Genomic DNA, 24,251 nt, shown 5'->3' with positions numbered 1-24,251 from the left:
GATCAGTTGGTCACGCACTGCACCACGGCGTAATCCGTGATGAGTCCGAGGCCGAAGATCGAATACCACGCCAATGCGTGCTCGCGTCCGAAGTCGAGCACACCGCCGTCGCGAAGTTCGACGGGCAGGGAGATGGCGTGACCCGCGGCGTTGTCCCCGATTACCAGAGCGCGGTACAGGGCGTTTGCCGGGGCGTTCGGGTTGGTCGGGGTGGACGTCACGGCGGGAATTGCCGGAGTCGATCCCGACGCCGTCCGGGAGGGCTGGCCGCCCCACTTCTGGGCGGTGTTCGTCGGGATGTTGGTCCCGAGCTGCTGGGTCGCCGGCGGGGTCGTGTTGCCCTGGAAGACCTGCGTGGTTTCGATGAATACCACGTCGTTCAAGCGGCCGATTTCTCCGAGCATGAAGTTGCCCGGGGCGGCGTACTTCGTGACCTCGATGAATTCGGGGTCATCGCGAAGTCGGCGGCTCTGGTGCGGGTGGACGAACGCGACGTAGGTCTCGCCGAGACGCGGGACGTTCTTGGTGGCGAGGGTCTCCACGGCGTCCTTGACCAGGGCAGACGTGAAGTAGAAGCCGCCGTTGGTCGCCATGGTCGCCTCGGAATCGGCGAACATTCCCCGGTCGTACGGAGAAAGCGGAGTACGCGCGGCGCCGGCCGACCAGGACGCGAGCTTGTCGTATCCGTAAAGGACCGACGGGGCGCCCATGAAGGTGTCGCGAGCCAGGGCGTCGATGTACGTCGCCATGTTTCGCCCGAGAAGACGAGCACCGCTCGCCATAACGTCGTCGAAGCTCGCGTTGAGGAGAAGTTCGGTCACGGCGATTGCGAATCCGTGCTCAGCGACGCTGATTGTGATCTGCTCGGCCGAGAGCGCGTGCGTCTCCATTCGCACGCCTTCCACGAGCTGCTGCGCGCCGTCGAGCGAGCGGTACCTCATGAAGTTCACCGTGAGACCGGGAGCAGTTCCCAGCTCGGTCTTCTTCACAAGGAATTGCTCGAACCGGAGCACGGGCATTGCCTGGAACAAAATTTCTTTGCTCCACAGCGTCTGGATGGCCGGCGTGAGCATGGTGGAGTTTGCCGCCTGATACGCCGTCGGCGTCGGCGACAGGACCGGAGTCCCAGTGATTCCGCTTGCCACGGGTGCCTCTCATTCCGTGTTGGGCCGCCGGAATGAGTAGGAATGAGAGGCGGTCTGTCGAGGGAGCGGGTCAGTCGAAAAGCCCGCGATTGCTGGAGTTGGTAGCCGCTGCCCCGAGGAGCTGCGAGCGGTAGCGCGCGAACTCCGACATCGGCATGTTCTTGATGTCCTCGACCGAAAGCTGGCGGGCGCCGGCGTCCCCATCGGTGGGGCCATTCCCGGTGTAGCCAGTCGTCGACACGCCCCGCATCTGGGAGCGCGCCGCCTGCTGGGCGGCCGACACGGACTGGAAAATCGCGTCGGTCTTCACCTTGAGCAGCTCGATCGAAGCGTCGACCTCTTCCCGGGAGTTCCCGGATACCAGGTCGACCAGTTCGGGAGCGATAGCGTTCCGCTCCGCGTTGACTCGTTCCTGAATGTAGGCACGAAGCGCGTTGAATTCGGCCTCCTTGGCGAGAGTCGCACGCTCCTGCTCGCGCTCCGCCTGAAGCTCGGCGAACTTGCGCTCCCACTCGGTGGAGCGCTCCTCGACGAGTTTCTTGGCGGACATCTCTGCCTCGGACCGCTTCCTGGCCTCCTCCTCCGCGGCGGCCTGGCGCTCGGCCTCTTCCCGCTCACGGGCCTCGCGCTCCTCGCGCACCGCCGCCAGCTCGGCTTCGAGGGCCTGGAGGCGCTCGTCGCCCTTCGTGAGGCGCGAGTACAGCTTGTCCTTCTCCTCCTGCCGCGCCCTTTCGAGTTCGGCCGCGGTGAAGGTCCGCCCACCCTCGGCCGGCTGCTGGGCCGGCGGGTTGGACTCGGTGCGAAGGGTCACGGTGCCGTCGGGGTTGGCCTGCGCGCCAGTGCCCGGGTGGGCGGGCGGCGCCGGTGTCGGCGGCTTCGGGCCAGTCGGGTTCGGGTTGTCGGGCACTTCTACACTCCAGGCTGGGGTAGCCGCCGGAATGAGTAGGAATGAGAGGCGGACGGTTCAGTCGTTTTCCGGGTTTCTCCGCTGGGCGAGTTTCGTGCCCTTGGAGAGCGTCACGAGTTCACTGAGGACCGATTCGATGTCCTGACCGCTGCCCGTACCGGGAAGCCCCGGCAGTGGACCAGCGGACGTCGCTCCCGATTTGGAATCCGATGAGGACCCGCCTGCGGGGGCAGGGGGCGGGCTTTCCACGCCAGTGGGCGGCAATCCCGTTGTCCGCAAGATAGCGGAGGCAATTTGGGCCTTGATAAATTCCAGCGCCCCGTCTTCTTTGGCTTCCGCCAGGCGCTCGTCGAAAATCTCCTGCATCTTCTCGTCGAGGAAGGTTTCCCCCAGGTCCCGCAGCGCTCCGCGCTTCGATTCCAGACCGAGCGCGAGCTTGGCCTGGACCTCATTCAGCTTCACCAACTCGTCGACCGGCAGCGGAGGCGGCCAGTCGCAGGTGGTGTCGTAAACGGACGGGTCTCGCGGGTCGATGACGAGAGGCTGCTGCTCCGACGTGCGGATGCCTTGGGTGTCCGGGTTGTAGACGCGGGTCTCAGGCTCGTACAGAAAGAGCGTCCGCAGGATGAGTTCGTTGATCCGGCGCAGGCCGTCGGTGTAGTTGGTCTGCTTGAGCGAGTACCGCTGCATGAGCGGGAAAAATTGGATAGAGAGGGCGACTCCACTCGTATTCGAGATCGCCTGAGCCTGTCCCAGGGCCGACTCAGGGACACCCGTCAGCTCGTGCATGGACCGCTTGATCAGGTCCAGGTAGGCCAGGGGGCCGGCCAGGTCGACGCCGTTCTCCAAGTTGAAGACCTGGGCGTCCTTGGGGAGTCCTCCCCAGATCTTTCGGGGGCCCTTCTCCAGGTTGCTCGCCTTCGCGCCCAAAAGGATCGTGACGGGGGCGCTGTGGTAGTTGACGATGTCCGAGATCTCGGTGGCCTTCTCGTTGAACTCGCGGTTCAGCGGGATGACGTCAACGATGTCGGCCAGGCCCCAGGGCGAGCCGGACACGGAGATGTTGCGGATGTGCACGATGGGGATCTGGCCCAGCGGGTTTTCACGGGCGTCGAGGAGTTCGTCATTGACGTATTCCTCGATGTAGTCGTCCGTGATGATCTCCGTGTACGTGTACACGGCGCGGGTCCCCTCCAGTGAGGTGCCCCAAAACTTGTACTTCGTTTTCCAGCGGAGCAACCGGTCACGGTCGTGGGGGTGGTATTCAGGGAAGCACTGGGCGGAGTTGAGGGGGAGAATCCGCACCCGTCCGGGGTGCAGGTTGCCGGCGGGGTCGGTCCAGGCGGGCTCGTAGGCGACCTTCACGAAGCAGTCGCCGGAGACTCCGCCGTTCTCGCCCATCTGCCAGAGCAGCGACTTCTTGTCGTTGTCGACGTTCCAGGCGCGGTCGAGGAGCGCCGGCACGACGTGTTCGTATTTCTTTTCGCTCTGGAAGTGAATTCCGCGGCCGAACGTGAAGTTCGTGATGTAGCGGGAGAGGGCGCCGACGTAGTTGATGGTGATGCTGGGCTCGCCGGCTTCCCTCTTGTAAGCCCAGTGGTGGCCCAGGTACCACGCGAAATGGTTGGCGTAGCGGGTCAGTCGAGGTCCGTGGACGTCGGTAATTCAAACTCCTCGTCCGCCAGCTCGACCAGGCCGAGCGGACTGACCGAGATGGTCAGGTCGCTGGCAGAGGCCCGCATGCTGGGGGAAACAAAGGCGATTGACATGGCATCACCTCCTCTCTGGCGCTAGGCCGGGTCAAATCACCGGCAGGAAGGGCACGGCCGAGCCGGACCAGGGGAGGGCGACGATGTAGAGCCGCGGGTCGATCTCCTGGGTCTCGAAGCTCTTGCTGGAGGTGGCTGTGCCGTAGACGTCTGCGGCCAGGCCGATGCGCACCGACTTGCCGGCCTCGACGGTTTCCGTGAAGAACACGCTGTGCGCCTGGTCGACCCCGGTCTGCACGTGCTGGTTGCGGTCGACGTACGTGGTGGCGCCGTCCGCGCGGAGCTGGAGGCGTACGCGGACAGCGGCGGTGGTGGTGCCGTCGGTCCAGCCCAGGCAGAGGTTCCCGTAGACCAGGAGCAGCCGCCGCTGAGTGAAGCTCGGGACCTGGTACGAGTGCACCAGCGTCGGCGTGCGCACGTTGCCGGCCAGGGAGAAGCCGGTAGTGCGCGCGGTGCCGATGGCCCAGGGCTGTGCGCTCAGGGCGGCCACTTGCCCTTGCAGAGTCGTGATCTGGCCCTGCTGCGTCGACTGAGTGGCGTTGAGCGAGCCGATGGAGGCCGAGGCGTCGATCAGGGTGGGGGTGAGAGGCCCCGTGGGCGCGCTGGTGCCACCGACCACGTTCTTGAGGAGCGTGTCGATGGGGTCCGCGAGCGCGGCAAGGTCCACGGGAACATCCGGGAGCTTGCCTTCGCTCGGGATCGGCAGGTGCGCCCACGGGGTGGACTGGCCGGGATTGGTCACGGATCGTCCTACTCAGTCGACGCGGGCGTAGTTCCGGCGCTGGTGGCGGCCTTCGCCGCGGTCGACGTTCGAGTACTTCAGCTCGGGCTCGCTGGCGCCCTCCGCCATCGCGGAGATGAAGGTGGGGGCTTCCGGCCAGGAGGCAGAGCCGACGTGGGCGCGCTCGCGCAGCGTCTCCTCGGGGCTCTTGGTGAAGACGTTCATGTTGTGGTTCGAGCGGCCGGGCGGGGTGCGGTACCCCTGCATGACGCCCTCGCTGAATTCGCTGGGGATGTCGCTGTCGGAGGCGACACCTTCCTGGAAACGGAGGGGGCCGCGACGGGACGGGTTGTTGGCGGTCTTCCGCTCGTAGAAGCGGTCGGCACTTTCACGGAACTGCGGGTCTGGGGCGAGAGGGCTCTGCGCCATGGTGGGCCTCCCAATTTGAGACGTCTCACCAAGGACGCTAAGCACGGCATTTTTCGCGCCGTTAATGGCTACCAGGGGCTGTTGTGCATCTCGGCTTCCGGCATGGCGATATCAGCCGTCAGGTAGAGGGCGTTGGAGAGGGAATCCACGTAGTCGTCATGGGCTGCGTCGACCTCGGGAGCGGCCACGATGATGTGCGGCCCCTGGTAGGTGAGTTCGGCGTCTTCCATCTGCTGCCGGAACTTCCGCCAGTTCTTCGTCTGGCGGGTTTTCGCGTGCGCTGGCCAGATGACGAGGCCCTTCGACATGAGGTCCATCATGTGGGCCCACCGCTTGGTCTGGTTCGTGCGGTCGCTTTTGAGGTCGACGATCTGTGCGTACGGCATGAGGACGCGGAGCCGGCTGGCTACCACGTCGCCCAGGCCGCCGGCGTCGATGCCGATGGCGAACACGTTGTAATGGCTGAGGAACTCGACGATGCGGTAGTACTGCGTTTCCCAGTCCGTGCCGGTCAGGTCCAGCCAGTTCAGTACCCGGTGCTCGAACTGGCCGTGCTCGTTTGGGTAGTCCCAGTTGATCCAGCAGATTGTGACGACGGTGGAGTCTGTCTTGCGCGCCGGGTCGATGCCGACGACGACAGGGGAGCGGTGCCATTCCTGGACGACGCGCATGGATACGTCGCCGAGGGAGTCGAATCGGTCGGACGTGACCAGCATGCCTTTGTCGAGAAGCCAGATGAGCCGGTAGCTGAGCTTGAATTCGTCGGATTCCTCGCCGAGGCGGTCCATCTCGGACTGGACGAATTTCTTGTAGCGGGTGACGTGCTTGGAGACCTCTTTCCAGTCGACCTGGAAGTGGTCGTTCTTTCTGCCTTTGCGGTTGGCTTCGCGCTTGTTCTTCTGGATCTGCTCGTAGAAGCCGTTTTTGGTGTAGGACGGGGTGCCGGTCAGGCAGAGGGTGCCGGCGGTCGAGCTGAGCATCGGCGCGATCGACTTGTTCAGCACCTTGTCGTCCGCGGCCTGGGCCTCGTCGATGACCACCAGGTGGTAGGTCTGGCCTTCGATCTGGGCCTTCGGGTGGGCGGTTTGTTTCCTGATCAGCGAGCCGCAGCGCTTGAAGCGCAACAGCTTCCCCCGGGTGATGATCTTCTCGTCGATCTCCGGGTCCGCCATGAGATCCTGCGCCCGCTCGCTCGTGAGCCGGCCGACGATGCGGGAGAAAAGCGTCTCGCTCATTTCGTCGGTCGGAGCGAAGACGCCGATCCACAGGCCCTCGCGGAATTTCCCCAGGAGGTCGGGAAAGAGTTTGGCCAGCCGCGGCAGCATGATGGCGGCGCCGCAGACCGTGTCCGCGACGGTCTCGGACTTGCCGGACTGCCGGCTCCACAGGGCGGTCAGCTTGGCGGAGTCCTCGGTGATGAGGCTCTCCAGGATGCGGCGCGCGAGGGGGAGCTGGTAGGGGCGCAGGGGGTGGCCGGACAGCTCGTCGATGACGAGGACGATCTTGTCGATGATGTCCTCGACGAGGGCCTGGTCGGTGCCGTGCGATACGGCGGGGTCGGACTCGTCGGGCATGCCCAGCGTCAGCTCGTGGTCGGTGGCATCGAGCGGCGTGGTCCCCATGTCGGCGAAGGTAAAGCGGGGCAAATATGGACAGATAATGCTTCCGCTGGGGATCTAATGCACGGTAGTCCAGGGCTACCGTGCATTATTCCGCTAGGGTGCCGCTCATGACCGCCACGACCACCGCGCCCAACTGGGCCGACCGCAACCGCCGTTCACGCAACACGGACTGGACTCTGGCCACCTTCAGGGACCGGTGGGAAGACCAGCTCCAGAACCCCGGGACCAGGCGCAAGTACCTGGCGTACTTCGATCTCTTCGTCACGTGGATGGAGCGCTACAGCGACTACAGCGGTATCGAGGTGCTCAAGGAGGCCGGCGTCGAGGAGCTGGAGGACTACTTCGCCTACCTCCAAGCCCCCCACTGGGACGGGCACCCCGGCGACTGCAACACCGAATGCGGCAACCTGCCCTACGGTCTGCCCAGCCAGAAGGCCAAGTACGACGCCCTCAGCAGCGCCTTCAACTACGCCGTCATCCACCAGCTCCGCGGCACCAACCCCGTGCGCGCCGTCAAGCTGGACCCCCGCACCCGCAAGCAACGACTCATCCTGCTGCCCTGGGAAGTCCACGGTGTCGTCGCAGCAGCAGAACGCGAATCCCCCCGCGCCGCCCTGGTCACGGCCCTCTTCTTCGGCGCCGGCCTGCGCTGCGAGGAGGTCGCCAACATCGACGTCGAACGCTTCTACCACGTACCCCGAGGCCGCATGCTCCGGCTGAAGCGCAAGGGCAAGAACCGCTGGCAGGACATCGACATCCCCCCCGCGGTCGTGCCCCTACTCCAGAAGCACCTAAGAGGCCGCACCGAGGGACCGCTGATCACGTCCACCGGCCGACGAACCCGCAACCCGGACACCGGCCAACTCGAACACACCCGCCTCGACCAATCCGGTCTCTTCCGCATGGTCCAGCGTGCCGGCGCAGCCAGCAACATCAAGGTTGCCCCTCACGACGGCCGCGCCACGTCCATCACCCTCGCCCTGGTCGACCCCGCCCAACCCAGCCGCGACCGCATCATGACCTACTACGACCACGGCGACTTCAACACCACGATGATCTACCGCCACGCCTCCCGACTGCCGGCAGGCCACCACCGCAACCCCTACGGCATCGACTGGACCACCCAGGCACCCTGACGAATATCAGCGGAAAACCCTCCCCTCCTACGGTCAAAGAACCGGACCCGGAAGGGAGGGTTTTTCGATGCCCCTGCACGGATTCAACGAAGACGAGATCCGCGAGTACATTCTCAGCAGCCGCGAGCAGCTCGGCCCCAGGAAGTTCGCCGCGCTCGTACGTGCTTTCCACCTGGGCGACGACCAGACGCTGCTCACCGAGCGGCCCACGAACACCTCGAACCCACCGCGGCCGAGGACGGTCGCCGCTGGGTACGACTACAAGTCGAAGACCATGTTCGTCCGCTTCCGCGGCGAGAAGGTCGCCCCCGGGCATTACCAGGACGGGGTGGGCTACGAGTACTACAACGTGACCCGCCGCGAATGGGACCGTTTCCGCAACGCACACTCCCCGGGCCGGATGATCAACACCCACTTCAACAACAAGCCGTACTCGCCGGCGGCCTGGTAAAGCCCATGCTCATCACCACCACCCGCTGCCGGCGCGACTGGCCCCGCCGCTACCGGACCTACTACCAGGAGACGGCGCCGCCCTACCGCCGGGCCGAGCCCGCCACCGTCTACAGGCTCGGCACACGGGGCCTCGTCGTCGGCCGCTGGACCTCCCGCGCCCCGGACGAGCACCAGGCCCTCGCAGACGCCCTCCAGGCCCGCCCCGCGACCGTCCTCAGCTCCGAAGGCCACCTCCTGCCCAACTACCGCCGCACGGAGGCGTAGCCGTGTTCACCCGCCGAGAAGACGCCCCCAACCCGTACCTGGCCGACGCCCGCCGGCGCATCGCGAAAATGTCCTCCGACGGGGCCCGCGAGTACAGCATCAGCGTGTGGGCCTACGGCATGCGCGTCGCCGAGACGCCGGCCGAGCACCTGGCCGACGACCTGGGGGAGTGGGACATGGCCCTCGCCACGCTCCAGGCCGTCCGCGAGCGCATGGCTGCCGCCTGAGAAGCGCCCTGCCTGGCGTCATCCCGCTGCTACGCTGCGTCACTTGCCGCGTACCCGCGAAGGAGAACCAGATGACGCCGGCCGTCGGGCAACAGCGTGACGTATACAAGCCCCCGCTCCAGCAGCCCGCCAAGCCCAGGGTCCACGCGAACCCCCGGCCGGCCACGGCCGAAGAATTCGAGGACGACGCCGTACTGAAGGGCGTCCTGCTCGACAACACCCTGCTCAGCGGCCTGGAACTCGAAATCGTCGAGATGGAACAGTCCCGGCTCACCGGCACCCGCATGAACGGGACGACTCTTGAGCGGTGCGTGCTCGGCGACCTCGTCTGCGAGAACGTCGACTTCGCCAACCTCCGCGCCAGAGACACATCCGTGCTCCGGAGCACGATCACGACCAGCCGGCTCACCGGCTCCCACTGGACCTCGGGGCAGTTCACCGACGTCAGGATCGAAGGCGCCCGTGCCGACCTGGCGCAGTTCCGGCACTCCAAGCTCAGGCGCGTGGTGTTCCGGGAAACGAACCTTCGGCAGGCCGATTTCCAGTTCGCCGAGCTGGCCCACGTCAGCTTCGAGAACTGCGATCTGAGCGGCGTGCAGTTCGCCAACTCCAAAATGAGCCGCGTCGAGTTCACCAACTGCACCATGCTCGACATCGGCGGAACGGCCGGCCTGAAGGGGGCAACGGTACGAGGCCCAGGCGCCATGGAACTGGGCCTGAGCCTCGCACGTGAAGCGGGGATTCTGATCGAGTCGTAGCCCGTCAGGCAGCGACGGCCGGCTTGTAGCCGGCGTACCTCACGGAGGAGATGCTGCGGGCGACGTGACCGAAGTCGAGCGGCTCGGGGCCGGTGCCGGCCCACTCGGTCATCTCGTCCAGCAGCAGCCTCCCGTAGTCCGTGAAGTGCTGCCGCTGGTGTCCCAGCGACTCACACGCCTGCCGCAGCGAGCTGGTGTACAGGTCGACGAGCGTGCTGACGCCGCGCAGGTGCTGCATGTACATCAGAGGCACGGTGACCGCGGCAGCGTGGAACGCCTTGTCCAGCGGGCGCATCTGACCGAGCTTCACCGCGGACAGCGCGCGGTACCGCTCGCCCTCCATCTCGCGCGAGGTCAGGTTGAACATGCCGTAGGCCATGTCCATCACGAACAATCCGGTGTGCAGGGCCTCGTGCACCAGGCACTCGGCGAAGTCCGGCACCTCCCATGTCTCGGCCGGGCTCATGACGACGACACCCGGGAGCGTGTTGGCGCTGCCGCCGCCGTCGACCCCGCTGTTGAGGACTACGACGTCGGTGACGAACAGCTCGGCCAGCCTGTGCAGGTTCGGGTCGAGGGTGCGGACGTGCTCGAAGGCCCCGTGGACCTTCATGTCCCATGCCTCGCGGGTCGGCCCGTCAGTGGCCGTGGCTCCGGCGAAGATGTGCTCGAAGATGCCTTCGGCGCGGCAGTGCCTGGCCCACCTGCCGTCTTCGTAGGTGATGGCGACGCCGGCCTCGGCCGGCGCGAAGGGGCGCAGCTTGGCGATGGCCTCACGGTAAGCCTCCGCCAGGTCGGCCGCGTCCTCCACGTGCTTGCCGTTGACCGCGTGGGCGAACCGGGCGACCGTCTCTGCGATGTGACCGATGTTGAGGAAACGCACAGGCTTTCTCCTAGAGTGAGATGCGTGTGCCCGGAGCGAATGATCCTCGCTCCGGGCACACTCAGGGGTTCAGCGCGTCAGGGGCGGACTAGGAGGTCCAGCCGCCCATCATGCAGACGTTGCCCTCCTGATGGGACGCGGTGATCCGGCCGCGGATACCGGCCGCGAGCGCCGGCGGGTCGGTCTGGACGGCCGTCACGACGCCGGTGAGCGCCTGCGTGTCCACGGCCGGCGGGGTCGGTCCGGGGGGAGTGGTCATGGGTTCCTCCAGGTACTCCGATGGATGTGCATTACCTGGCTGACAGCGTGTGTTTCCGCCGTCACCGGCCGCTGTCGCCGAGGAGAAAGCTACCGACGAAACCCGGTCCCGGAAACACCGAAAACCGCCAATCCGCGAAATCGGACTATGCCAAATTAGAGTGTCTGACTTTGAGCACGCAAAAGGCCGGAAGCGCAGAATGCAATCTTCCGGAGAATGGGAACACCTGAATGCCTGGGCTGGTGAGCGACTCTAGGGAGTGGTAAGAGCAAATAGCGCCAGCCCAGGCACTCTAGGTGCGATCATGCCTGAAATTCGTTCCCTGAATCATCTCCTCTCTGACTCGGCATCGTGTACCGCCCGGACGACAGGGGAGACCGGAAAGGAAGGTCGTCCTCGGCGGAGTCCAAGTAGTCCTCGCTGTGGCAGCACAGGCATGCGCCGGGCCGCCGAGCGAGAGCGAGCATCATGGAAATCGACCCGGCCCAGACCGTTATGCAAAAAATCCCGGCGAGGGCGCATACCGTCGTGCCGCTGGTCCTCAAGCTCACTGCGAATCTCCTGTACGAGGGCCTGGCCGGCGGCCAACTCGGAGGGGGGTCACGCGCCGGCCAGGCCCGTATCAGGTGGCGGGAGGGCCTTCTTGTGAACACCTCCCGCCACCGCTTGCGCGGCCCAACAGCGATGAATTTGGGCCGAGTTGAGGCGAAGCTACGCGGCCCTCAGCTTCACGAGGACCAGCTCCAGCAGGTCGGTGGACGGCGGAGGCGCGGCCCGAGCTACCTCGCGCGCTCTCGCACGTTCGAGCTGCTCGTCCGTCATGCGCCCCAGGCGGCTGGCGTAAGCCAGCTCGGCGGCCCTGATCTGCGCCTTGAGGGCGGCGATGTCCGCGCTGTTGAGGCGGACCTTCAGATTCCCGTACTGGACCGTGCCGTCCGGTCCGGTTCGCGAGTAGCCCGCGAAGTCGATGCGAAAAGGCTCGTCAGGGTAGGGGTCGGCGTCCAACTCCGCCTGACTGAGCAGAAATAACCGAGGGTGCTGCTCCTCCGGGTTCACGCCAGCCTCCTCACGCATCGACGCGCTCCAGTTAGAGCCGAAATCGGCTGATTTTGCCATCATCAGTCAAAATGACCTCGTACTTCTGGGCTAAGAGCGTCACCAGGAGCAGGCCCCGGCCGCCCTCTTCCCCGTCACCGGGGAAGCGACTCTCCGGCTCCTTTCGTGATCCGTCCCTCACGTCGATCGTGCACTCCGGCCACACCGTGACCTCAAAGCGCTCGCCCTCGGCGTGCAGTACCGCGTTCGTTGCGAGTTCGCTGACCAGCAGAGCGCAGGTCTCGGCCTGTAGCTCCGTGCCGCCGCCGGCCTGCCGGAGAACGCTGGCGGCCCAGTCTCGGGCCGGCCTGACGGCCTCCGCGGTGCACGGAAACACGCTTCTCGCCACGAACGCGCCTTGCTGTTGGTGCTGTTGTGAGCGCATCGCAGCCTCCAGCACGCGGCATCCGAAGCCGCGCAAGACGATCACGCACCGCTACGAGCCCCGTCCGGTACGTGACTCACTACTGTGGTGCGCGCGCACCTGCGCGCGCAAGTCTGTGGCCCAACTTGCCCTCAGAAGTGCCAATGTCGCTGCTCTCCCGCTACCCTGCGCAGAGAGTCAGGAGGGGAGGTGAGTCCATGTCGGTGAACACGTCCGCGGTCGCCGTGGGACGAAAATTTGGTGAAGCACTGAAGGAGGCCCGGCTGGCTGCGCGCCGGTCCGACGGCCGGCCCGTGCGGCAGTTGGACGTTGCTCAGGCGCTCAAGCGAGGCACCCGCGACCGGTACTCCCGTCTGGAGCGCGGTAGGGCATTTCCCGAGCCGGAAGAGTGGGAAATCATTCGCTCAGTCCTCGCCATGGACGAAGCGACCCGGGCCCGTCTGGAAGCCTTGATGGAAGCTGGCAGGGAGATCGCGGACTCCTGGTGGCGCGACTTCGAGGAGGAATTCCCCGAATCGCTCTTGCAGTTTGTGGCCTTCGAGGATGCCGCGGAGCGCGTCACGACTTGTGCGGTCAACGTACTGCCGTCTCTCCTTCAGACGGCCAACTACGCCCGTTTTCTTACGTCACGGGTCGCCGGCTCTGTGCTCACTGCTGACGCGGTAGAGCGCTCGGTGGAGCTTCGGCGGAACCGACGGCGCATCTTCGCCAAGCCCAACCCTCCTGTCGTCGAGTTCATCTTCAGTGAGGCCGCTCTGCGACAAGCAGTTGGCGGCAAAGACGTCATGCTGGAGCAGCTCGATTCGCTGATCGAGGACGGGGCATTGCGTAACGTCAGCCTTCGCGTCGTTCCTTTCACGGCAGTTGCTCCGTCCGCGTACATGGTGCATCTGCTGGAGTTCGGAGGCGACGAGAAACCCATCACGGCGTTCGATTCCATGACGGGGATGTCCTTCCAGAAGCGTCCCAGGGAGGTCCGCGAGAACCGTTACTACGTCGAGGCCATGAGGAACTTGGCCCTGCCGCATCTGGAAACGATTGCTGTGATCAAGAGAATCAAGAAAGAGATGTCTAGTGCCTGACAACAACGAGCTGAAGAACCAGACCATCCCCGAGAGCGCGTGGGTGAAGTCGTCGTTCTCCGGCGCCGGCAGCGGCGGCGACTGCGTGGAGGTTGCCCGGCTCCAGCGCGGCCGTGCGGTCCGTGACTCCAAGAACCCCTCGGGGCCGAAGCTGTTCTTCACCGATGCCGAGTGGAGTGCCTTCACCCAGGGCGTTCAGGCTCAGGAGCCCGGCCTGAGCTGAACGGCCCACGCATGCTGAAGGCCCGCTCCTCTGTTCAGGTCAGAGGGGCGGGCCTTCTCATGGCCGCACGCGGGTCTTCGCCCCCCGCGGCCGGCCACGCCTACAGGCCGAGGAACACCCCGAGCTGGACGGTGACGGACACGAAGACGTCGAGGACGCTGGACATGGGGACCTCCGAGGGTCAGTACGTGGGTGCCATGAAAATCGAGCTGCGGCCCTGCCCCATGGACGGCGCCCCGGTGGACGCGGCGCCAGGGGAGCCGAGGCCGAGCTGGGCGTGGGTGGGTCGTCCGCGGACCGGGCTGGTGCCCGGCTGAGCGCTCAGCCGCGGCAGAGTGCTCGCGGAGAGGGCCGGCGTGCCAGGGTCAGGCAGTTCAGACGGCCAGCCGGCCGCCAGGCTGCTCCTGGGGCCCCCGGTGGGGGTGCCGGGGAGTATCTCCTGGAACGCCTGCCACGACGGGTTGGGGCGTCGTACGAGGGGCATGACGGTCACCTCGAATCGGGCGGGAACCCCTTAAAGGTGCCGGCCACGAATATCCGGCAGGTAATTAGGGGTTGCCGTACTCCGGCTTCGCGTACGTCAGTTTCGGGAGTTGGGCGACCAGGTTGCGCACGCGCTTGTACTTCACGCGGGTGGTGTGTTTGTCCCAGGGGTAGTTGTCGACGACCGGCACGTTGGGGAACAGCCAGACGTCGTCGGGGTGGATGTGCCAGGAGAGCTGGCCGGTCGGGCTCTCGACGTACAGCACGGGCCAGTCCGGGGTCTGGGGGTCCGTGTAGCTGAGCGCCCCACCGAAAAGCGCGACCATCACGGCCAGGAGGTGGGCGCGCTCCGCGTAGATGTCGAGTTCCGTTTTTTCGCAGGCGTCAGCCATATGGGGGGTCCTTTCGGAACTGGGCTGACGCAATCGTGCAACGTGAAGTTATTTCGCCGGTAGCGACACGGATGGGCGCTCGGGTGAATCCCCCCGCCAGCCGATTCCGTACCGGATATCGCGCAGGATCTCACCCTGGGTGAATTCCTTGTCGGCACACTCGAATGGCGGCATGTAGAACAGCCGGTACAGGCGCCGGCCGGGGTCGTAGCCGGCGATGGTGAGCACGGCGGGGGAGCTGAGGGGGATCTGCCAGCGCTTGTACTGGGTGGAGACGAAACCGAAGCGGTGCAGCTCCTGCATCGCGGCCTGGAGCTGCTGCTGCGGCACGATCGGGTTGCTCACCTCCCACCCGTAGTCCTCGGGCCGGAAAGGCTCGGGTACCGCGAGCTGGAACATCACGCGCCCCTCCTCGGGGCGTAGGCGAGCGCCGCGGACACCGCGAGCCGGTAAGCGAGGTAGGGCCGGCGCAGCTCGTGCACGTGCAGCTCCAGGACGCGGTTCATCGCGTCGACCAGATCGGTGCGCACGCCCAGGCCCTCGTCCTTGAAATACGTGTACCCGGGCTCTGTGCGGCCTTCCTCGGCCAGGTGCAGGAGCGGCAGGGTGGCCGGCGGCGGGTCGCCGGCCGAGTCGACGTGGTCGCACTCGGGGCAGCAGCAGGGCCGGCCGCTGAAGGCGTCGACCGCCCAGCAATGCCCGTGCTCGCCGGCCGCGCATGCGGGGGAGAGGAACAGGTCGGTGCTCAGCGCGACGAGGAAGGCGACCTCGGGCCTGACGTCGGTCCAGTCACACACGGCCGGCTCCTCGCGGGGCCGGCGCTTCCCAGCTCGCGACGTGGTCGCGGCCGGCCTCGGTGGGGCTGTAACAAGTGCCCTCGTCTCTACGGTCTTTGAGAGCGTTGCCGGCTCGCTGGAGGCTGCCCAGAGCGGCAACGACTCGGCCGGTCGGGATGCCCGTGAGTGACACCACTTCGTCCACGGTGCAGGCCCCCTCATCACGGAGAAGCCTGAGCACCTGCTGGGTTTCCGTCATACCCATGAGTTTTTCACTCCGTGACCAGTACGGCGCGGGAAACAAGCAAGACCCCCCACTGGGGAGGAACAGGCCGCAGTGGGGGGTCTTTCGCTCCGGTCTCCGGTCAGTCCCATCACTCCACCGTCAGAGCGACACCGCTACATCGGGGACTTTCCGTCGTCCGTCGTAATGCGTAACTGCGCCACCCGCCCGCCGGTTACGCGTTTTCGGACGGGCCACTCGAACGGCCGAATCGGACCCGGTACCTTTCCAGCATTTCGACCACGGGTGCCGAGCCGTACAGCAGCGGCGGGTCAGGAGCACACTCGGCCTGGTACGCCAGCCACAGCAGGCCAACAACGTCTTTGGCCGTCTGCCGCAGCCGGTACTTGGGGCACGCGGATTGGCCCAGGCCCTGCCGCCGGTACCGCTCCCTGCGGGCGAGGGCCTCGCGCAGGGCCGGGCTGAGACGGCGAAGGGCGTCGACCTCCACCCACGAATCCGTCCAGTGCACCCGGAAGTTGACCGGCAGCTCGACCGCGTCCATGAGAAACAGGGCGAAGTTCCCGACGGCTCTGGACATGTACCCGGAGTCGCGCTCCAGCAGCCGCCGACTTTCACGGCTTTCCGGGTCCGCGTCCTGGACGAAGAACTTGACGTACGCAATCGCCCAGAGACGCGGGTCGTCCACGGCTTTCGGTTCAGCCATTTGTGGCATGTCAGCGTTTAGCCTTCCCAGCATGATCCATGTTCCTGAGCCGCGGGACGTGTGCCCCGAATGCGGCAGCCAAATTGAAGCAACCCGAATGGACTACGGGTACTGCTCCCTCTGCCGCGATTTCCACGCGGCCAACGAAGATGTGGGGCTCGCCATCCTCGATCCGGTGCCCGTCATGGGCGGCGGCTTCATGCGCTGCTGTAGCGCCTCCCTGCGGGCCTGGACCGTCTACCACCCCGCCCCGTGGGATGTGGGCATGCTGGTGCGCTGCATCTTCAGCGAGGACCCCCACCTGCACGCCATGCGGTACTGCACCTGCGACCACTGGCACTGGGCCCGTGCCATGTGCGCGGCCTTCGAGCGCGAGGAAGCGTCGTGACGACGGCAACCTGTGCCTGCGTCGTGGCCGCGCTCGTGGACATGGCACCCGACCCGGACACCGTGCCGGGCTGTTACTTCCACTGCGTCAGCCACGGCCAACTGGTGGTCTTCACCGGGCGCCGCTGGGTCTGGTCGAACCAGCCGGAGGATTTCGAGCAGCTCCCCCAAATGGCGGGCTGTGAGGGCGTCAGCCCTGTGCCAGACTAAATCCCGGCAGGGCGGGACTGGAAAGTCCCGGACAGCCGAGGCCGCACCCTTGCGCATGGGGTGCGGCCTCGGTCATGTCAGAAGGAAAGGCTTGTAACCCCTCGGACGCAGTTCGACCTCGAAGTGCTGACCGTCGGCTTTGGGGGCGAAAACGACCGGGCAGGGGAAAATTTCGTCGTGCCCCACAAGTATCTGGGCGCGCTCCTCGATTTCCTCAGCCCAGCCCCGCATCACGGCCGGCAGGCGCCAGGTGCCCTGCTGGCACTCCATCCACGCGAGCCGTTCCTGCGGCGCGGTGTAGATGGCCAGCACATTCAGCGTCACGGGCCGCTCGACGTGGAACACGTGCATGTTCCGGATTTCGTTGAGGTACTGGGTCCTCAGCGTCCCCGTGTGGGCCAGCCGTGCCACAAGCTCTCTCCGTTCACCCGTTCTGCGCAGCAGACAGTATCCGGGCCGCCGCGGCGCCGCCGTGCTGAGCGAAGGCGCACACCACCGGCAGCCGCACAAGACGCCGACGGACATCGCTGTCGAGACTCCGCGCCCACCCGTGCAGCCCTTCCGGCAGCACGTAGCGATCCCCGTTTTCCAGAGTCACGGACCAGTAGCCCCTGATGTCGCGCCGGCGCTCGGCGTGGGGGGCACGCTCCCACTCGACGCCGCACACGGTCAGCACCAGGCCGACTTCGCCGGTGTCGACGGTCGGCACCACCAGGCGGTGCGGCAGCGGGGGGCGCTCGTCGACTTCAGAGGTCGACATCGACTCGCCCCGACTGGAACTCGATGACGGCCTCGGGGTGGCCGGCATGCGCCTCGGCCGGCGACCCGTACGTCCACAAGCGCTTCAGGAAACGATTCTCCGGTGCCGGCGTGAACAGCACGCTGGCGTACAACTGGGGCACGTGGCCCTCCGGCACCGCTCTCTGCGACGCCTCGTCGTCGAAAACGCGGAAGAGGGTGCGCACGATGGCCAGCCGCCCGGACGCGAGGGTGACGGGCGTCCAGAGCAAGGTGCAATGGTCGAGGTTGTCTGCGAGTTCGATGGCCTCGCGCACGGAGATGGGCTCGCCCTGGAGGTTGAACGCCAGGGGGGTTCCGCCGGGGCCACGGGGAATCATGTCGGGGGCCTGGCCGGCGTCGAGGAGAGTTTGGCTCTGCACGCTGCGTCCTTTCCCTGAGAAAACGAAGGCCCGGCGCAACCAGGAGGCAAGGTGCCGGGGGGACAGCACCTGCGTCGACTGGTTGCACCGGACCGTTCCGAGGTGCGTGCCATGCAGGGTCCCGGTGACCGGGGGTGGGGTGATCGACCGGGACCCCGCTGCGTGGGCACGCACCGACATCAACTCATGACTCCGTGTGCGAGTCACGCAGTTCTCGGGTTATTTCTCGCCTCATCACTCTAATGGGTGACGAAATAACTCTCCGCGCACACGCTCGCCGGTCGAGATGTCCAAGATGCCCGTGATTTTCGCCCACATCGTGAGACTTTCCGCGATTTCAATTACGGAGCGTAAAAACTTCACGCGGCAGACACCTCATGCACACGCTTCCTCCCCGCCAGCACCCCCAGGCTCGCCCGCAGGCAGCTCCGCCCACATCCGGTGGAAGTCCTCAACGGAGTCCACGACAGGGAGCACATTCGTCATACCCGTGATCTTGAAGATCTTCGCCGTGCGCTCGTCCGGGGCGACGACGAAGAGTCCCCAGTCCAGTTCCCGCTTCCGCCTGTGGTTGAGGAGACCCACCAAGACCCCAAGGCCGCACGAGTCCAGGTACACGCAATCGCTCAGATCGATTCCCACATGCACCGGTGGCTCGTCGCACTCCACCACAAGCCCCTTCAGGTAATCCCGGAGCTTGGGATGGGTGTAGACGTCGATATCGCCGTCCACCAGGACCACCAACACCCCGTCCTCACGCCGCACGTGGGACAACTCCAGATCGAACGCGCCCATCACTCACTCCTCGCCATCGCCACGGTCAGGCCAGTGCGACCGGTGCGGACACACCAGCAGGTGGGCGAAGTTCGACTCGTACTTCAGACCCGGATGCACCGAACAGCGCTCCATGTCCACCGGCTTCGCCACGAACGGAGCAGCCAGACGCTCCGCATCCGCCACCATCTCCCGCAAATCCACTGCCATGAGCCCTCCATCCCGCGCACCCAGCGCGACGGTCTAGCCACACCCTGTGCGCACGGTAGCCCTGCGCGCGCATGTGCGCGCGCACCTTGCGAAGTTGGCATATGCCAGCACGACGAAGGCCCCCCACCCCACCAGCCAATTTCAAAGTCGCCCACCCATACGGCCTAAAGACGATTTGCCTTAACCAAAAAACGATCCATAAATTCACCGCCATGACGACGCGACTCAGCCAGGTCGTCGCAGTGGAAAAGCCCATCAAGACCGAGGCATACGGCACCCTCAGCGCCGCACACCACCAGGTCCAAAAGCCCCCGCTGCTCGCTGGCATCACCCGCACCTACCGGCCCCGCGACGACGACGGCGAACAGCTCCCGCCCGAGTCCACCCGCGTACAACTCCGGGCAACCGACGCCATCGACGACGTGAAGCAGGCCCTCACCCGCTTCTACGACGTCACCGCCACACGCGACTGGGCCAACACCACAGCCAAGGCGGACATCAAAGTCGCCGGCATCACCCTGCTGCGCGACGCCCCGGTCCCGTACCTGCTGTTCCTCGAAAAGCAGCTCACCTCGCTGCACACCTTCGTCGAGAAGCTCCCCCTCCTCGACCCCGCCGAGGAATGGGTGTGGAGCCCGGACCAGGGCATCTACCGCACGCCGGCCTACGAGACGCAGCGCTCCAAGAAAGTCCCCAGAAACCACGTCCTGGCCGAGGCCACCGACCGCCACCCCGCCCAGGTACAGGTCTGGCACGAGGACATCCCGGTCGGCACCTGGAGCACCGTGAAGTTCTCCGGCGCCCTACCGGCCAGCCACGTCAAGGCCATGCTCGCACGCGTCCAGGCCCTCCGCGACGCGGTCAAGTACGCACGTGAAGCGGCCAACGCCACCGAGATCCCCCAGATGCGCGTGGCCGGCCCCCTCCTCGACTACCTCTTCCCCGCCTTCACCCCGCCGGCCAACGAACAGGCCGCCGCAGCGTAGGAGGACACCGAAGAGGGCCGAGCATCTGTATGCCTCACGGCACATGGGTAACAGCCAGCATTGCGCGACTGTCTCGGGAGCGGGAGGGGTACCCCGCGAGCAACACCACAGACCCCCGTCGCCGGCGTGCGACGGGTGCGCATGGAGCGCAATCTGAAGCTCAGGACTGAAATTCAACAACGGGCAGGCCACAGCGAAGGTTCGAACCCTTCCCCCGGCACCACACGCCGGGGTAGCCCAGTCGGTAGAGGCAAGCCGGCCCCGAATCTGAAGCTCTCGCTCCTAGACTCAGACACGCCACCAAGCGCCGAATCAACTGGCCCGAGCCACATCCCCGAAATGCCGGTTCAAGTCCGGCCCGCGCAGCTCGATGCGCGGTGGTCCAATGGCAGGACGCGGAGACCTCAACACGACTCGGGACCTTAAAAGTGTCGGCGCGAGCTGATGGGTGGATTCCTTCACAGGACTCGACTCTTAATCGAGAACCCTCCCAGGGGGTCGGGACAGGCTACGTCCCGGCCCCCGCCAGCGCAGTAGCCCTTACGAACGACCAGGAAACAGCCGCTCGGCCCGCAACTCGGCGTACCCCGGCTTAATTACTTCACTGATCATTGCGAGACGTTCATCGAACGCAACGAATGCAGACTTCATTGCGTTGATCGAAAACCATTCGAGATCCGAGAGCGTATAACCGAAAGCGTCGACAAGATGCTCGAACTCCCGGCTCATGCTTGTCCCCGACATCAATCTGTTGTCCGTATTGACCGTCGCACGAAACCGCAGTCGCCGCAGCAGCCCGATGGGGTGCTCGGCGTACGAACGGGCGGCGCCGGTCTGGAGGTTGGAGCTGGGGCACAGTTCCAGCGGGATGCGCTTGTCGCGGACGTACGAGGCGAGGCGGCCGAGCTTCACGGAGCCGTCCTCGTGGACCTCGATGTCGTCGATGATGCGGACGCCGTGGCCGAGCCGGTCGGCGCCGCACCACTGCAACGCCTGCCAGATGGAGGGGAGTCCGAAGGCTTCCCCGGCGTGGATGGTGAAGTGGTTGTTCTCGCGCTTGAGGTACTCGAAGGCGTCGAGGTGGCGGGTGGGCGGGTAGCCGGCCTCGGCGCCCGCGATGTCGAATCCGACGACACCCTGCTCGCGGTAGCGGTTGGCCAGCTCCGCGATCTCCAGCGACCGGGCGGCGTGCCGCATCGCGGTGAGCAGCGAGCCCACCCTGATCCGGTTCCCGTCCTGGCGCGCCCGGCGCTCGCCCTCCCGGAAGCCCTCGTTGACGGCCTCGACGACCTCTTCGAGGGAGAGTCCGCCTTCGAGGTGCTGTTCGGGGGCGTAGCGGACCTCGGCGTAGACGACGCCGTCGGCGGCGAGGTCCTCGGCGCACTCGGTGGCGACCCGGACGAGCGCTTCGCGGGTCTGCATGACGCCGACGGTGTGGGAGAAGGTCTCCAGATACCGCTCCAGCGAGCCGGAGTCGGCGGACTCGCGGAACCAGACGCCGAGCCGGCCGGGGTCGGTCTCCGGGAGCTGGGTGTACCCGCTGTCGCGGGCGAGTTCGACGATGGTTCCGGGGCGCAGGCCGCCGTCGAGGTGGTCGTGCAGCAGAATCTTGGGCGCCCGGCGGATCTGGTCCGGGCTGGGGGTAACACTCGTCATTTCCGCACCATAGCGCCACGCGCGTAGAGAGGCTGTGACCAGTGCGCTACGAAGACCGGTGGGCCCAGTGCTGGCCCAATGTCGTCGACTCCGTCCGCCACGTCGAAACCATCTCCCTCAAAAACGCGTGGCGCGCGGAAGCCCTCGACCGCCGCTTCCGCGAAAAGGCAGCCCTCGAACACCACCACGCCGACGACGACCAGCAGTGCTCCACCTGCCACGTCGCCTTCCCCTGCCCCACCTACTGGGCGCTCACCACCGCCACCCCCTGGAAGCACGCCGTCGAAGGCCAGCCCGTCACGCTTCCCCTCGGCCTCAGAGACGTCCAGGCCGCGGTCACCGAAATGCTCCCCGAGCTGGCGCCGACCGACGAGACACCACATCCCGCCCCGTGAGGCCGGCCAGCCGACCCCAGACACGACGAAGGACCCCGTCGAGTACCCGGGGTCCTTCGCTGCGGCTTCCCAACGGAAAGCTCTGATCGCGTTGCGATCCTCAGCACCTCATCCCCACCTACGCGGGGAGCAACCGATCCGTGCTGCCACTCTCGATCCCCACAGGGTCTATGAGTCACCCCCGATCGCTCGGGGAGCAGCCACCCGGTTGCAAGTGGCGACGAGCCTGCTCCGAGGAGCGACCCGCCAGGCAACTATGGCACAACTCGCTGACACCAAGCGAGCACATGGAGCAACATGGTCTGAGCGGAGCCTGCGCCCGCAGGCGACGCGACGCAAAAATCCCAGCCAGGAAGATGCCTTGACCACTCCAGGACCCGGCGCTCAGCCACAAACCACCGAACGTGCACGCGTGGAGTCACTACTGCGAGACCGGATCACGACCGGCACGTACCAGACAGGGGCGCAGATACCCAGCATGGAAGCTCTCGCTTCCGAACTGGGCGTCGGCAAGGACAGCGTCCAGTTCGCCTTCAACCGGCTGTCAGACGCAGGTCTCTTGCTCCTTGTCGAAGGGCGAGGCACCGTAGTGACAGACCCGCAAGCACCCCCCACCGGCCCCGAGCTGCACGTAACGACCCTCGCCGGCACGACCGAGACCTGGACCGTACCCGGCCGAGGCATCACGAACGCCGACCACATCCGGACGGTCCTCACGAGGCGACTGGCCCGCGGGACCTACCCCCCAGGGGAACGAGTGCCATCCACGAGGTCACTAGCCGAGGAATTCAGAGTCAGCCAAATCACGCTCCGCAACGCCCTCAAACCCCTCATCGAGGCCGGCCTCCTGATCCCCTTTCAAGGACGGGGCACATTTGCCAACTCCCGGCCACCAAGCGTGAAACATTGACCAACCACAGCCGACCAAAAAATCTACGCGAGCGACCGAGGAGGGCGACTTGAGCACGCTGGAGCAGGAGACTGACCTGGTCACCCACTGGGATCGCGAAGGCAAACCGATCTCGCTCGGCGACTGGTCCCGCCTCTGGAACGACCCCGACTACCGCATCGTCGCCAAGACCCCGCATCTCGACGCCGTTGTCCAGACCCAGTGGGAAGGCATCAACGACGGCGTCCAGGTCGCCACCATGTACCACACCGGCATCGGTTGGGCCGGCACCTGGACCACCGTCTGGGAGGGCTACTACCCCTGCACGGAGGCCGACGCGAAAAAGGCCCACCGCCAGATCGTAAAGCTCCTCCGCGAGATGTGCCCGAAGCCGCCGGCCGGCGCCGAATACGCCCGCCATGCCCGCGCCATCCAGCGCAACATCGACCAGCTCCTGAGTGAAGCCGAGGAGGACGACGGCCAGCCGACGCCAGAGTCCTGATTTCCCGCGAGTTCCCGACCAGACCGCTACGGTCACGCCGAGGCCGGCCGATGTCGCTGCGCCGGCCTCACCTCCAAGCGCCGGCGGCTCTCCGATCCCCCGCGGAGGGTCGCCGGCTTATTCCGCATCAGACCAGGCCGATGGCGGCCGGCCACGGCAACCCCAGCACGTGACCACAGCCGACAAGCGTGACGCTCAGGAACGGCAGCTCCTTCTCCTTGAACTCTCGGAGCGCCGGCCTCAGCCCCTTGGGCACCTCACCGCAGACCGGGCACCCCGGGAAGGCGTCCGGAGGCGAGTGCCGGCGCATCGGCGCCAGATGGGCCCCGTCCTCACCGGGGCAGTACCACCTCCACCCCTCCGCAGTCCTGACCGCGGCGGTGTAGCGGACGTCGTGGCCCACGCACACAGGAAAGCGACGACCGAGCGGGCGCAACTCCCGGTCCAGAGCTTGAAGTTGAGTCATGGGCCGACTGTAGGCTCAGGCCGGCCCCACATTTCGCGGTCTGCCACTTTTCCGGCCTCTTCGTTAAACTCACCGGGGCTGGCAGCTCCGTGACGGCGCGAGAGCTGCCAGCCCCGGGGCCGAGAGCACCGACTCACCCGTTCGAGTGACAGCACCGTAAATGCAGGGCCGTCAGCGCTACGGTCACGCCATGAACGCGCTCGAAATCCTCTCCGGGGTGAACATCAAAGTCGTCGGCGCACGAGGCATCGACGGCCTGCCTCTGCCCATGCTCGGCATGCGGCCCCAGCACCTCGTCCTCGACCTCCGCGGAGGCGACCTAAAGCCGCTTTCTCCGCTCGAACAGGCCCTCGTGCACGCTGGCTTCACGCAACTCGTGCCGAGCGACGGCGTCCCAGACCCCCACCCGGACTGGAAGTTCTCCCTGCCCACGAAGACCTCGTACACAGCCACCTACGAAGGCCAGGTCCAGCTCAGCAACAACCTTCCGACACCCGAGATGTGGCACGCCTTGGTGCGTGAGGCCGGCTGGTGCCTCCTGGTCCTCCAACGTGAGCCCGGCCCCGAGGTCCGCGGCCAGGAGCTGCTCGCCGAGATGGACGCCGGCAACACCTTCGCTCTCAAGGCCCGGCTGGAATAACCGCTGAAGCACGTCCC

Annotated in this window: 37 protein-coding genes; 14 read left to right on the top strand and 23 right to left on the bottom strand. The window is 66.1% G+C overall.

Annotated features, from left to right (window positions below; all coding sequences use genetic code 11):
- Positions 1 to 2: 2 nt before the first annotated feature.
- The 7 genes from OG595_RS14415 to OG595_RS14385 all read right to left on the bottom strand — a co-directional run bounded on the left by OG595_RS14415 (position 3) and on the right by OG595_RS14385 (position 6,593).
- On the bottom strand, positions 3 to 1,145 hold the full coding sequence (locus OG595_RS14415; protein WP_329271932.1) for a N4-gp56 family major capsid protein: 1,143 nt from the start codon (positions 1,143 to 1,145) through the stop codon (positions 3 to 5).
- 70 nt (positions 1,146 to 1,215) lie between these two features.
- The gene (locus tag OG595_RS14410; RefSeq protein ID WP_329271929.1) at positions 1,216 to 2,052 is read right to left on the bottom strand and encodes a hypothetical protein; all 837 of its coding nucleotides are present in this window, start codon (positions 2,050 to 2,052) and stop codon (positions 1,216 to 1,218) included.
- A gap of 57 nt (positions 2,053 to 2,109) precedes the next feature.
- Positions 2,110 to 3,660 carry a phage portal protein gene (locus OG595_RS14405; RefSeq protein WP_329282875.1) on the bottom strand — a complete coding sequence of 517 codons (1,551 nt, stop codon included), beginning with the start codon at positions 3,658 to 3,660 and terminating at the stop codon, positions 2,110 to 2,112.
- Positions 3,661 to 3,689: 29 nt separating this feature from the next.
- A complete protein-coding gene (locus tag OG595_RS14400; RefSeq protein WP_329271927.1) occupies positions 3,690 to 3,821 on the bottom strand; it encodes a hypothetical protein in 132 nt (43 codons plus the stop codon).
- A gap of 31 nt (positions 3,822 to 3,852) precedes the next feature.
- A complete protein-coding gene (locus tag OG595_RS14395) occupies positions 3,853 to 4,563 on the bottom strand; it encodes a hypothetical protein (RefSeq protein WP_329271926.1) in 711 nt (236 codons plus the stop codon).
- 12 nt (positions 4,564 to 4,575) lie between these two features.
- On the bottom strand, positions 4,576 to 4,971 hold the full coding sequence (locus OG595_RS14390; protein WP_329271922.1) for a hypothetical protein: 396 nt from the start codon (positions 4,969 to 4,971) through the stop codon (positions 4,576 to 4,578).
- Positions 4,972 to 5,039: 68 nt separating this feature from the next.
- Entirely contained in the window at positions 5,040 to 6,593 is a 1,554-nt protein-coding gene (locus OG595_RS14385) for a phage terminase large subunit family protein (protein WP_329271919.1), read from the bottom strand.
- A 107-nt stretch (positions 6,594 to 6,700) separates the two neighbouring features.
- Between OG595_RS14385 and OG595_RS14380 the strand changes: the two genes are divergently transcribed.
- The 5 genes from OG595_RS14380 to OG595_RS14360 all read left to right on the top strand — a co-directional run bounded on the left by OG595_RS14380 (position 6,701) and on the right by OG595_RS14360 (position 9,431).
- Positions 6,701 to 7,729 carry a tyrosine-type recombinase/integrase gene (locus OG595_RS14380; protein WP_329271917.1) on the top strand — a complete coding sequence of 343 codons (1,029 nt, stop codon included), beginning with the start codon at positions 6,701 to 6,703 and terminating at the stop codon, positions 7,727 to 7,729.
- Between the two features lie 67 nt (positions 7,730 to 7,796).
- Entirely contained in the window at positions 7,797 to 8,180 is a 384-nt protein-coding gene (locus OG595_RS14375) for a KTSC domain-containing protein (RefSeq protein ID WP_329271914.1), read from the top strand.
- Between the two features lie 5 nt (positions 8,181 to 8,185).
- Positions 8,186 to 8,446 carry a hypothetical protein gene (locus OG595_RS14370; protein WP_329271911.1) on the top strand — a complete coding sequence of 87 codons (261 nt, stop codon included), beginning with the start codon at positions 8,186 to 8,188 and terminating at the stop codon, positions 8,444 to 8,446.
- A gap of 2 nt (positions 8,447 to 8,448) precedes the next feature.
- Positions 8,449 to 8,673, top strand: coding sequence for a hypothetical protein (locus OG595_RS14365; protein WP_329271909.1), 225 nt, complete (start codon positions 8,449 to 8,451; stop codon positions 8,671 to 8,673).
- Positions 8,674 to 8,744: 71 nt separating this feature from the next.
- The gene (locus OG595_RS14360; RefSeq protein WP_329271906.1) at positions 8,745 to 9,431 is read left to right on the top strand and encodes a pentapeptide repeat-containing protein; all 687 of its coding nucleotides are present in this window, start codon (positions 8,745 to 8,747) and stop codon (positions 9,429 to 9,431) included.
- Positions 9,432 to 9,435: 4 nt separating this feature from the next.
- On the opposite strand, the gene OG595_RS14355 is transcribed toward OG595_RS14360, so the two are convergent.
- From OG595_RS14355 to OG595_RS14340, 4 genes are all read right to left on the bottom strand, one after another.
- Complete coding sequence (locus OG595_RS14355) at positions 9,436 to 10,314, bottom strand: aKG-HExxH-type peptide beta-hydroxylase (protein ID WP_329271905.1); 879 nt, start codon at positions 10,312 to 10,314, stop codon at positions 9,436 to 9,438.
- An 88-nt stretch (positions 10,315 to 10,402) separates the two neighbouring features.
- On the bottom strand, positions 10,403 to 10,573 hold the full coding sequence (locus tag OG595_RS14350; RefSeq protein ID WP_329271903.1) for a hypothetical protein: 171 nt from the start codon (positions 10,571 to 10,573) through the stop codon (positions 10,403 to 10,405).
- 711 nt (positions 10,574 to 11,284) lie between these two features.
- Positions 11,285 to 11,647 (bottom strand): hypothetical protein, encoded by a 363-nt coding sequence (locus OG595_RS14345; RefSeq protein WP_329271901.1) that lies wholly within the window; start codon positions 11,645 to 11,647, stop codon positions 11,285 to 11,287.
- Between the two features lie 13 nt (positions 11,648 to 11,660).
- Positions 11,661 to 12,098: an ATP-binding protein gene (locus tag OG595_RS14340; protein WP_329271898.1), complete on the bottom strand. Its 438-nt coding sequence runs from the start codon at positions 12,096 to 12,098 to the stop codon at positions 11,661 to 11,663.
- A gap of 152 nt (positions 12,099 to 12,250) precedes the next feature.
- Here OG595_RS14340 and OG595_RS14335 point away from each other — a divergent pair, with 152 nt between their 5' ends.
- Positions 12,251 to 13,135, top strand: a complete 885-nt coding sequence (locus OG595_RS14335; RefSeq protein ID WP_329271895.1) for a helix-turn-helix domain-containing protein — start codon at positions 12,251 to 12,253, stop codon at positions 13,133 to 13,135.
- Positions 13,128 to 13,358, top strand: a complete 231-nt coding sequence (locus tag OG595_RS14330) for a DUF397 domain-containing protein (protein WP_329271893.1) — start codon at positions 13,128 to 13,130, stop codon at positions 13,356 to 13,358. Before OG595_RS14335 ends, OG595_RS14330 begins: the two co-directional genes overlap by 8 nt.
- Positions 13,359 to 13,539: 181 nt before the next feature.
- On the opposite strand, the gene OG595_RS14325 is transcribed toward OG595_RS14330, so the two are convergent.
- From OG595_RS14325 to OG595_RS14305, 5 genes are all read right to left on the bottom strand, one after another.
- A complete protein-coding gene (locus OG595_RS14325) occupies positions 13,540 to 13,842 on the bottom strand; it encodes a hypothetical protein (RefSeq protein ID WP_329271891.1) in 303 nt (100 codons plus the stop codon).
- A gap of 64 nt (positions 13,843 to 13,906) precedes the next feature.
- On the bottom strand, positions 13,907 to 14,233 hold the full coding sequence (locus OG595_RS14320) for a hypothetical protein (RefSeq protein WP_329271888.1): 327 nt from the start codon (positions 14,231 to 14,233) through the stop codon (positions 13,907 to 13,909).
- Between the two features lie 48 nt (positions 14,234 to 14,281).
- Positions 14,282 to 14,635: a hypothetical protein gene (locus OG595_RS14315; protein ID WP_329271885.1), complete on the bottom strand. Its 354-nt coding sequence runs from the start codon at positions 14,633 to 14,635 to the stop codon at positions 14,282 to 14,284.
- Complete coding sequence (locus OG595_RS14310) at positions 14,632 to 15,030, bottom strand: hypothetical protein (protein WP_329271882.1); 399 nt, start codon at positions 15,028 to 15,030, stop codon at positions 14,632 to 14,634. Before OG595_RS14310 ends, OG595_RS14315 begins: the two co-directional genes overlap by 4 nt.
- 437 nt (positions 15,031 to 15,467) lie before the next feature.
- Complete coding sequence (locus OG595_RS14305) at positions 15,468 to 15,959, bottom strand: hypothetical protein (protein WP_329271880.1); 492 nt, start codon at positions 15,957 to 15,959, stop codon at positions 15,468 to 15,470.
- Between the two features lie 31 nt (positions 15,960 to 15,990).
- Here OG595_RS14305 and OG595_RS14300 point away from each other — a divergent pair, with 31 nt between their 5' ends.
- Together OG595_RS14300 and OG595_RS14295 are read left to right on the top strand one after the other, a co-directional pair.
- Positions 15,991 to 16,347 carry a hypothetical protein gene (locus OG595_RS14300; protein WP_329271877.1) on the top strand — a complete coding sequence of 119 codons (357 nt, stop codon included), beginning with the start codon at positions 15,991 to 15,993 and terminating at the stop codon, positions 16,345 to 16,347.
- A complete protein-coding gene (locus OG595_RS14295; protein ID WP_329271875.1) occupies positions 16,344 to 16,556 on the top strand; it encodes a hypothetical protein in 213 nt (70 codons plus the stop codon). The genes OG595_RS14300 and OG595_RS14295 overlap by 4 nt, the downstream gene beginning before the upstream one ends.
- 72 nt (positions 16,557 to 16,628) lie before the next feature.
- On the opposite strand, the gene OG595_RS14290 is transcribed toward OG595_RS14295, so the two are convergent.
- The 5 genes from OG595_RS14290 to OG595_RS14270 all read right to left on the bottom strand — a co-directional run bounded on the left by OG595_RS14290 (position 16,629) and on the right by OG595_RS14270 (position 18,700).
- Entirely contained in the window at positions 16,629 to 16,967 is a 339-nt protein-coding gene (locus tag OG595_RS14290; RefSeq protein ID WP_329271873.1) for a hypothetical protein, read from the bottom strand.
- 13 nt (positions 16,968 to 16,980) lie between these two features.
- Positions 16,981 to 17,316 (bottom strand): hypothetical protein, encoded by a 336-nt coding sequence (locus tag OG595_RS14285; RefSeq protein WP_329271870.1) that lies wholly within the window; start codon positions 17,314 to 17,316, stop codon positions 16,981 to 16,983.
- Entirely contained in the window at positions 17,303 to 17,716 is a 414-nt protein-coding gene (locus OG595_RS14280; protein ID WP_329271868.1) for a hypothetical protein, read from the bottom strand. Before OG595_RS14280 ends, OG595_RS14285 begins: the two co-directional genes overlap by 14 nt.
- A gap of 375 nt (positions 17,717 to 18,091) precedes the next feature.
- Entirely contained in the window at positions 18,092 to 18,511 is a 420-nt protein-coding gene (locus tag OG595_RS14275) for an STAS domain-containing protein (protein ID WP_329271866.1), read from the bottom strand.
- A gap of 3 nt (positions 18,512 to 18,514) precedes the next feature.
- Positions 18,515 to 18,700, bottom strand: coding sequence for a hypothetical protein (locus tag OG595_RS14270; protein WP_329271864.1), 186 nt, complete (start codon positions 18,698 to 18,700; stop codon positions 18,515 to 18,517).
- 212 nt (positions 18,701 to 18,912) lie between these two features.
- Between OG595_RS14270 and OG595_RS14265 the strand changes: the two genes are divergently transcribed.
- On the top strand, positions 18,913 to 19,686 hold the full coding sequence (locus tag OG595_RS14265) for a DUF7873 family protein (protein WP_329271862.1): 774 nt from the start codon (positions 18,913 to 18,915) through the stop codon (positions 19,684 to 19,686).
- Positions 19,687 to 20,226: 540 nt separating this feature from the next.
- Here the strand turns inward: OG595_RS14265 and OG595_RS14260 are convergent.
- A complete protein-coding gene (locus tag OG595_RS14260) occupies positions 20,227 to 21,342 on the bottom strand; it encodes an adenosine deaminase (RefSeq protein ID WP_329271860.1) in 1,116 nt (371 codons plus the stop codon).
- A 41-nt stretch (positions 21,343 to 21,383) separates the two neighbouring features.
- Here OG595_RS14260 and OG595_RS14255 point away from each other — a divergent pair, with 41 nt between their 5' ends.
- The 3 genes from OG595_RS14255 (at position 21,384) to OG595_RS14250 (ending at position 23,128) form a co-directional block, all read left to right on the top strand.
- Positions 21,384 to 21,737: a hypothetical protein gene (locus OG595_RS14255; protein ID WP_329271859.1), complete on the top strand. Its 354-nt coding sequence runs from the start codon at positions 21,384 to 21,386 to the stop codon at positions 21,735 to 21,737.
- 256 nt (positions 21,738 to 21,993) lie between these two features.
- Positions 21,994 to 22,647 (top strand): GntR family transcriptional regulator, encoded by a 654-nt coding sequence (locus OG595_RS45360; RefSeq protein WP_443073338.1) that lies wholly within the window; start codon positions 21,994 to 21,996, stop codon positions 22,645 to 22,647.
- Positions 22,648 to 22,696: 49 nt separating this feature from the next.
- Positions 22,697 to 23,128 (top strand): hypothetical protein, encoded by a 432-nt coding sequence (locus tag OG595_RS14250; RefSeq protein WP_329271857.1) that lies wholly within the window; start codon positions 22,697 to 22,699, stop codon positions 23,126 to 23,128.
- 127 nt (positions 23,129 to 23,255) lie between these two features.
- Here the strand turns inward: OG595_RS14250 and OG595_RS14245 are convergent, their stop codons facing one another.
- On the bottom strand, positions 23,256 to 23,594 hold the full coding sequence (locus OG595_RS14245) for a hypothetical protein (RefSeq protein WP_329271855.1): 339 nt from the start codon (positions 23,592 to 23,594) through the stop codon (positions 23,256 to 23,258).
- A gap of 190 nt (positions 23,595 to 23,784) precedes the next feature.
- Here OG595_RS14245 and OG595_RS14240 point away from each other — a divergent pair, with 190 nt between their 5' ends.
- Positions 23,785 to 24,234 (top strand): hypothetical protein, encoded by a 450-nt coding sequence (locus OG595_RS14240; RefSeq protein WP_329271853.1) that lies wholly within the window; start codon positions 23,785 to 23,787, stop codon positions 24,232 to 24,234.
- Positions 24,235 to 24,251 lie beyond the last annotated feature (17 nt).

This window comes from Streptomyces sp. NBC_01451 (assembly GCF_036227485.1).
Classification (GTDB): Bacteria; Actinomycetota; Actinomycetes; order Streptomycetales; family Streptomycetaceae; genus Streptomyces.
The sequence above is the reverse complement of the archived record's forward strand: the minus strand, read 5'-3'. Positions and strand labels throughout refer to the sequence as shown.